General features: G+C 70.6%; 7 protein-coding genes and 1 pseudogene. 3 read left to right on the top strand and 5 right to left on the bottom strand.

The genetic code is table 11. From position 1 onward, the window contains the following. Positions 1-757 (bottom strand): DnaJ family domain-containing protein (locus ABEA39_RS15200; protein ID WP_345376788.1); only part of this gene is annotated, 757 nt, incomplete at its 3' end. Between the two features lie 674 nt (positions 758-1,431). On the opposite strand from ABEA39_RS15200, the gene ABEA39_RS15195 reads away from it, so the two are divergent. Next, complete coding sequence (locus tag ABEA39_RS15195) at positions 1,432-1,770, top strand: hypothetical protein (RefSeq protein WP_345376787.1); 339 nt, start codon at positions 1,432-1,434, stop codon at positions 1,768-1,770. A gap of 33 nt (positions 1,771-1,803) precedes the next feature. Here ABEA39_RS15195 and ABEA39_RS15190 read toward each other — a convergent pair whose 3' ends face one another. After that, positions 1,804-2,316 carry a methylated-DNA--[protein]-cysteine S-methyltransferase gene (locus ABEA39_RS15190; protein ID WP_345376786.1) on the bottom strand — a complete coding sequence of 171 codons (513 nt, stop codon included), beginning with the start codon at positions 2,314-2,316 and terminating at the stop codon, positions 1,804-1,806. Next, complete coding sequence (locus tag ABEA39_RS15185; protein ID WP_345376785.1) at positions 2,313-3,266, bottom strand: DNA-3-methyladenine glycosylase family protein; 954 nt, start codon at positions 3,264-3,266, stop codon at positions 2,313-2,315. The genes ABEA39_RS15190 and ABEA39_RS15185 overlap by 4 nt, the downstream gene beginning before the upstream one ends. Positions 3,267-3,359: 93 nt before the next feature. Here ABEA39_RS15185 and ABEA39_RS15180 point away from each other — a divergent pair, with 93 nt between their 5' ends. Beyond that, the gene (locus tag ABEA39_RS15180) at positions 3,360-4,157 is read left to right on the top strand and encodes a methyltransferase domain-containing protein (RefSeq protein WP_345376784.1); all 798 of its coding nucleotides are present in this window, start codon (positions 3,360-3,362) and stop codon (positions 4,155-4,157) included. On the opposite strand, the gene ABEA39_RS15175 is transcribed toward ABEA39_RS15180, so the two are convergent. Both ABEA39_RS15175 and ABEA39_RS15170 read right to left on the bottom strand, forming a co-directional pair. Next, positions 4,154-4,834: an HAD family hydrolase gene (locus tag ABEA39_RS15175; protein WP_345376783.1), complete on the bottom strand. Its 681-nt coding sequence runs from the start codon at positions 4,832-4,834 to the stop codon at positions 4,154-4,156. The genes ABEA39_RS15180 and ABEA39_RS15175 overlap by 4 nt on opposite strands. Before the next feature lie 110 nt (positions 4,835-4,944). Further along, positions 4,945-5,625 (bottom strand): hypothetical protein, encoded by a 681-nt coding sequence (locus ABEA39_RS15170; RefSeq protein ID WP_345376782.1) that lies wholly within the window; start codon positions 5,623-5,625, stop codon positions 4,945-4,947. Positions 5,626-5,789: 164 nt separating this feature from the next. Here ABEA39_RS15170 and ABEA39_RS15165 point away from each other — a divergent pair. Further along, positions 5,790-6,129, top strand: a pseudogene (locus ABEA39_RS15165) (hypothetical protein); the annotation flags it as partial.

Genomic DNA, 6,129 nt, shown 5'->3' with positions numbered 1-6,129 from the left:
GGCCAACCCGACCCGCGACTCGCTGCAGACCGTGCTCGCCAGCCTCGAGGGCGGCGCGGCGGCGTTCGCGCCACGTCGGGGGGACGTCCGCGGCAGCAACCTCGGCCGCCTGGGACGCCTGGCGCCGGCGTTCCTGTCGCCGTTCGCTCCAGCGAACGACCTCCGCGTCGAGGTCGCGCAGCGGCGTGACGACCGGCGGGCCGCCGGTGAGCTGCCGCCGGGCCTCGACGATCCGATCGTTGAAACCGGCGAGGTGCGCCCGGACCGACGCCTCGGTCGCCATGGCGTCGAGAAGGTCGTCGAGCTGCGCGTTCTCGGTGCGGAGCGACAGTGCCGGCGGGGCGACGCCGGAGAGACCCTCTCGCTCGATGAGCCCCTTGATCCACCAGTTGGGATCGACGGTGCCGCCCGCGAGGCCCGGCAGCGGTTTGCCCGCCAGGGGCAGGTCGTCGAAGTCGCCCCGGTCGATGGCGATGTCGAGGGAGGTCTTGGCGATGGCACGGAGCTGTGCGGCGGTCGGGCGAGGACGCTCGTCGACGGTGGCCTCGCCGGTCTCCCCCGCCGCCTTCTGCAGGCGGTAGCGGGCAGCGGCGAGGCTGGGATCGCGGACGGTGCGCTCCGGGTGGGCGGCGCCCCGTGCATCCCGCGGGCTCGCGCCTTTGCGGTCTGCGGCGCCGGTGTCGCCGCCGGGGCGTGCGCTGGCCGGGCCTGCGCTGTTCGGGCCGGCACCCTCGGGGCCTGGGTTGTTCGGGCTCATCCGGAGGGCCTCCCGTGCCTCGTTCTGACCCTTAACGCTACGCCGCCGGTCGGCCCCGCGACAGTGCCATCGGCCTCGCCGGCAGACCTCGCCCGTGAAAGCGGAAAGCCCCGGGTCCTGGAACGGAATACCGGGGCGAACCTTTTCGGAACCCAAGTCGCATGTCGTATGACAGGGGCCAGCAAGGGCTTTCAGGAACAAACTAGCACACGCTGAAAAGGGCAAACGGCCCCGGGTCCGCAGGGGGAATACCGAGGCCGTCCATTTTCGGAACCCAAGTAGTATGTCAATGACAGAGACCGGCAAGGGCTTTCGAGAGGAGTCTAGCAGTGACCACGCACACTCCTTCCGCGCGCTGGCCAGAGGTGTGGCTGAGCGGCGATCGGTTCGAGACCTTCACCCGGAAGTGCGGTGGTGACCGGGCGAGAGCTCTGGCGATGTACGAGTGGAATGCCCGTTTGAGCGCGGCGTTCCTTCACGATCTCGCTCACTTGGAGGTCGCTCTGCGCAACGCCTACGATCGACAGCTTCGCCGCGCTACGACCCCGGGAGACCGCCACTGGTCGGAGCCCCGAACCCTTCTCGTCCTCTTTCCCCCCACCCCGACCACCGGCCCGACGCACTCTGACCGCAACGGGACTACCCGACAGCTGGCCACCAGGGCGCGGCAGTCCGTGACCGGCCCGGCCGGCCACTTCCTGCCCGGCAAGGTCGTCGCCGAGATCATGTTCGGCTTCTGGACCTTCATGACTGCGGGCTCGCATGAAGACCTCGTCTGGACCCCCTACCTCCGCCACGCCTTCCCACCGGGCACCGACCGCAACCGGCTGCACGAGACCCTCTCGGCCCTCCGCGACTTCCGCAACCGGGTGGCGCATCACGAACCGATCCTCGGCGCCCCCGAATCGCAGCGGCGACGCATCGTCTTCGTCGCGAGACTTCTCTCCCCCGACGTGGCCGCGCACATCGTCGAGCACAGCGACGTCCCCGACCTGCTGCGGCGCAAGCCCTGACGGGCGAGCACGGGTCAGAAGCACAAGGCCGGGTCAGAAGAGGGCGGGATGCCCGGGCAGCGCCCCCTCGAGCGCGAGCAGAAACTCCTTCCGCTCGATCCCCCCGCCGAATCCCGTCAGCGCCCCGCTCGCCCCGATCACGCGATGGCACGGCACCACGATGCTGAGCGGGTTCCGCCCGTTCGCCAGGCCGACCGCCCGAACCGCCTTCGGGTTGCCGAGGCGGAGGGCCAGCTCGCCGTAGGTGCGGGTGGTGCCGAACGGGATCTCGAGCAACTGCTGCCAGACGGCGAGCTGGAACGGGGTGCCCACAGGAGCGGTCGGCACGTCGAACACCGAGCGCTCCCCCGCGAAATACTCGTTCAGTTGCGATGACACCGCCCCGAGCATCCTCGCCGCCTCGCGCTTCTCCAAGAGCGTGCCGAACGTCGTGACCTCGGGCCGGTGCCGGTGGTTCTCCATGTAGAGCGCCCGGAGTCCGCCCGAGGAGTCGTCCACCACGAGCGTGAGGAGTCCGATCGGCGAGTCGACGACGGCGTAGCTCACGCGACGACCTCCGGCAGGTCTGTCACGGGGGATGCGACGGCCGTCGGGACCGCATCCGGCAGCGAGTTGACCGCGTGCGGCATCGTCGCCCACAGGTACTGCACCGCGTACGCCCGCCACGGCGACCAGGCGCGCGACGCCGCGAGCAGCGGACGCGGGGCAGCCGGCAGACCGAGCGGCGTCGCGGCCTTGAGAATTCCGAGGTCGGACTCGAGGAACGCGTCCGGATCGCCGAGGGCCCGCATGGCGATCGTCTCGACGGTCCACGGCCCGATGCCGGGGAGGGCGAGGAGAGCGGCTCGCGTGACGCGCCAGTCACCGTTGGGCCCGAGATCGACGAGGCCGTCGGCCAGGGCGCTGGCCATCGTGAGGACGGTCCGACGCCGGGAGGCCGGCATGCGCAGGATGTCGTCGAGGTCGGCGGTCGCCGCGACGATCTCGGCGGGACGCGGGAACAGATGCGTCAGCCCGCCGGCGTCGTCGACGACGGGCTCCCCCAGTGCCGCGACGAGGCGACCCGCATGCGTCCTCGCGGCGGCCGTCGACACCTGCTGCCCGAGGACGGCGCGCAGCGCCATCGAGGCGGGATCGAGGATGCGCGGCACCCGCCGACCCGGAGCGGCGGCCACCAGCGGGCGCAGGCGGGCATCGCGCCCGAGCCCCTCCCCCGTGGCGACCGGGTCGGAGTCGAGGTCGAGGAGGAACCGCACCCGGCGGGTGGCCTCGGCGAGGTCGCGCTCGTCGGCGAGCTGCAGCGTCACGGGAAACGTGCCCTCGGTCGGTGGACGCACGGCGACGATGCCCGGACCGTGCGGAAGGCGGACCGTCGAGCGGTAGGCGCCGTCGCGGTACTCCTCGACGCCCGGAACCGCCGTGGCCACGAGGTGCCCGAGCAGGTTCGACGGGTCGAGGGGCTGCGTGAACGGGAGTCGCAGCGAGACGTGGTGCATGCGTCCATCCTGCGGCAAGCCGGGCCGGGTGGCACGTGTCGGGAACGAGGGCCCCGTCTAGAGTGCGAGGAGAACGCGAAGAAGGAGCCGCCCATGACCGGAACCCGCTGGAACCCGAGCCGCTATGGGCAGTACGCCGGCGAACGGGCGCAGCCGTTCCTCGATCTGACGGCGCGCATCCCCACTCTCTCACCCCGCCGGGTCGTCGATCTCGGATGCGGCCCCGGGAACATGACCCGCCTGCTGGCCGACCGCTGGCCCGACGCCGAGGTGGTCGGCATCGACTCCTCCCCGGACATGCTCGAGGCGGCCCGCGAGCAGGACGACCTGCCGGCGAACCTCCGCTTCGAGCACGAGTCCATCGAAAACTGGCGCCCCTCCCCCGGCGACGACGTCGTGGTGACGAACGCGGCGCTGCAGTGGGTGCCCGGGCATCAGCGGATGCTGCCGGCCTGGTTCGCGGCGCTCGATCCCGGGGCGACGTTCGCTCTCCAGGTGCCGGGCAACTTCGCGTCGCCGTCCCACACGCTCCTCAAGGCCGCGACCGAGGCGCCGCGGTGGCGCGACCGCCTGGGGCAGGTCTTCGTGCGCGATGCCGACGCGGTCGAGACGGGAGCCGGCTACCTGGCCCTCGCGCTCGAGGCGGGCCTCCGGGCCGAGGCCTGGGACACCACCTACCTGCACGTGCTACCCGGCGAGAACGCGGTGCTCGACTGGTCGCGGGGCACACGCCTCCGCCCCGTGCTCTCCCTGCTCGACGACGCCGAGGCCGCCGAGTTCGAGGCGGCCTACGCCGCCGCTCTCCGCGACGCCTACCCGAAGGGCCCGCATGGCACCGTGTACCCGTTCCTCCGGCACTTCCTGGTGGCGACGAAGCCGGAGCGCCCTTAGTTCCAGGCGGCTTCAAGGCGAGTGAGGATGCTCGAATCCAGCTCGTCGCGGAGGGCCGCCACGTCCTCGTACACTTCGACGGCCCCGGCATCGCGGAGGTCTGCTGCACCCGTTCCCCCGCTCAGCACGCCGATCGCCCGGACTCCGACCTTGTTCGCGGACTCGACGTCCCACGTAGAGTCGCCGATCATGACGGCGTCCTTCGGGTCGACCCCGGCCTTCTCCAGAGCGACGGCGATGATGTCCGGTGCCGGCTTGGCGTTCTCGACGTCCTCGGACGACGTCACCGCGTACAGGGCGTCCTCGAGGTCGAGCAGGCCCCGGAGGTTCTTCAGCTCGGACTCGGGAGCCGACGTCGCGAACACGACCCGGTGGCCGCGGTCGTGGAGGAGGGTGACGAGGTCGCGGGCCCCCGGAAGGATCTGGAGTCGGTCGGCGAGCTCGGGGTAGCGCTCGTCGTGGCGATCCTTGGCCGCGTGGCGGTCGTCGTCGCTCGCGTCGGGCAGCAGCATCTCGAGCAGCTTCGACCCGTCGGCGCCGATGGCCCGCTGGATCTTCCACGACGGGACCTGGAAGCCGCAGTCGTGAAAGGCGCCGTCCCATGCCTCGACGTGCAGGAAGTTGGAGTCGACGAGGGTCCCGTCGATGTCGAACAGGATTGCGGTGGGTCGAGGCATGGGCTCATTCCGGAGGTCGACGTGCGCGAACCTCTGACGCTACGCGGGGCCCGTCGGGGCGGGGTACGGAGGCCCGAGCATCCCCCGTCTTCCCCGGCCACGCCCCGTGGTCAGGAAGTGACGATGACGAAGACGACGAGTGCCAGAGCGCATCCGATGGCGATCCACCCGAAGAGCACGAGGTAGCCGAACGCCTTACGTCGGAAGGCCGCCCATTCGCTTGCCCATCGACCCCGATTCGTGAAACGGATCTGATCGCTCGATCGCGTCCCGAGCGCGTACAGGAAGCCTGCATCCGACCAGAGGCCCGCGCTGACGATGGCCCAGCGCGTCCAGGAGTTCGCAAGGAGGACGAAATGGATGTCATTGCCGCTCAGCTCGCTCCCGGCCATGACGACACTGCCCTTGAACCAGGCCGGATGCCCCAGGCGCCGTCTGCCGAGGACCGTGCGGACAGTGAGGATCTCAGCCTCGACGGTCACGAGGGAGAGTGCGCCCACCGGCAGGACCATCAGCGGCAGCAGCAGCATGACCGCCAGGAACACTCCGACACTCGACTGCACCAGAGGTTGCTTCGACATGCCGACGGCGTCGAAGCCGGCTTGCGCCCAGATCGGTCGGGTGACGCGGAGCACCACGACCGTGAGAACGGCCAGGGCCAGCAAGGCCCGCCCACCGACGAGCCATCCGCGAGCGACGGCGCGCTGGACGACGGACGTCCGCGGGAGGCCTTCGTTCGGAGGGGGGCGTCGTCCGCGGTGCTGGGCCCGCGGCGAGAAGGAGTGCGACACGCTGCCATTCTCGTATGCCGGGGGCGGAATGTGAGAGGCCGTCGAAGGTCACGAGTGAGTAACGACGGGGAAAAAGACCGCATCGGACCCAACCCCTGGGGGCAGGGCGTCGAACACCTGACATCGGGCAGACGCCCACAAACCTTCCACCAAAGGATCACCAAATGTTCAAGCTCTCCAAAGCCGGAGTCTCCTTCGCCGCAGCCGGTCTCCTCATCGCCGGAGTCGCCGGAGTCGGCGTCACCGCCGCCAACGCCACCCCGAACGTGCACCTCGCCGCCTCGTCGAAGATCCCCGCCCCCGTCGCAGCCGTCCCCGCCCTCTTCGGCGGCAACACCTCCGTCGCCCTCGACAGCAACTTCGTCGCCGCCCTCACCAGCCTCGGCCTGACCCCCTCCGCCGAAGGCACCGCGACCCTCGCCAACGGCGCCATCTCCTTCCCCATCACCGGCGGCAGCGTCGTCTACTGGAACCCCAAGGGCTCCTACAAGCCCTACGTCCAGG

Source organism: Frondihabitans cladoniiphilus, from assembly GCF_039544345.1.
In the GTDB taxonomy this organism is placed as follows: Bacteria; Actinomycetota; Actinomycetes; order Actinomycetales; family Microbacteriaceae; genus Frondihabitans; species Frondihabitans cladoniiphilus.
The sequence above is the reverse complement of the archived record's forward strand: the minus strand, read 5'-3'. Positions and strand labels throughout refer to the sequence as shown.